Origin of the sequence: Pseudoflavonifractor phocaeensis (assembly GCF_016901735.1) — a bacterium.
Taxonomy (GTDB): Bacteria; Bacillota; Clostridia; order Oscillospirales; family Oscillospiraceae; genus Pseudoflavonifractor_A.
This window is the reverse complement of record NZ_JACLZC010000163.1, coordinates 1-839: the sequence shown is the minus strand read 5'-3', so window position 1 is coordinate 839 and position 839 is coordinate 1. Positions and strand designations below refer to the sequence as shown.

The window sequence follows — 839 nt, the reverse complement described above, 5'->3', positions numbered from 1 at the left end:
CCAGCCGCTTCAAAATTGAAACCCCCATTGGCACGTACAACCCCGACTGGGCTGTGTATCTGAATAAGAACGGTGAGGAAAAGCTGTACTTCGTCCTGGAAACCAAGGGTGACACCAGCTTTATGCACCTGAAAACCAGTGAGCAGCTAAAAATCCACTGCGGCAAGGAGCATTTCAAAGCACTGGATGCAGGTGTGGAGCTGGAGACTGCAACCAGTTGGACGGAGCTGCGCAAGCGCATTTGACAGAGATAGAAAGAGCTTTTTATCTCACATCGCGTCCTTGATTCTTGCTCTTTCCCTTGTTGGAAATCTGCTGCTCCTTCTGCGCCTGGCGCATCATTCTCCGCATAGCCTGTCGTTCCATATCCTCATGCAGCATCCGGGAAACCGCCTTTTTGCTGTCAAACATCAAAAGCGGGCTGTACTTCTCGCCGTAAACCTGCTGTGCCCGGTGCTCCGCTTCCTGCTCCTTGCCGGGGCGGATGGCTTGTCTTGCTTCATACAGCTGCACCGGGTCGAAGCCCTGTGCCTGCTCCCGAAGCCCGGCATACTCAGTTAGGGCAGCGCCCAGCTCGGCAGAATATTTCTGTTCCTGTTCTTCCAACCGTTTTAGGCTCTGTTCCATGGCGGCAATGTCTTTAGGGAATTTATCGGCAGCATCTTCCTCGGAATATGACAGCGACGTCAGAAGCAGATTCTTCTCCGAACGCAGTTCCTCCAAATCCTCCGTCAGAGCCGCAATCTTTGCCGCCAGTTCCCGGTGTCGGAATACATGGACAGCGGAAAGAACCTTTTTCTCGGAAAGCAGGCTGCGGCGCTCTTTCGTCTTATCCCGAA

General features: G+C 53.3%; 2 protein-coding genes. One reads left to right on the top strand and one right to left on the bottom strand.

All coding sequences use genetic code 11. From position 1 onward, the window contains the following. The coding region (locus H7U37_RS15030) for a restriction endonuclease (RefSeq protein ID WP_204876972.1) at nucleotides 1-245 on the top strand (245 nt) is incomplete at its 5' end. A gap of 19 nt (nucleotides 246-264) precedes the next feature. Here H7U37_RS15030 and H7U37_RS15025 read toward each other — a convergent pair. Beyond that, entirely contained in the window at nucleotides 265-723 is a 459-nt protein-coding gene (locus tag H7U37_RS15025; RefSeq protein ID WP_243414344.1) for a hypothetical protein, read from the bottom strand. Nucleotides 724-839: the final 116 nt, after the last annotated feature.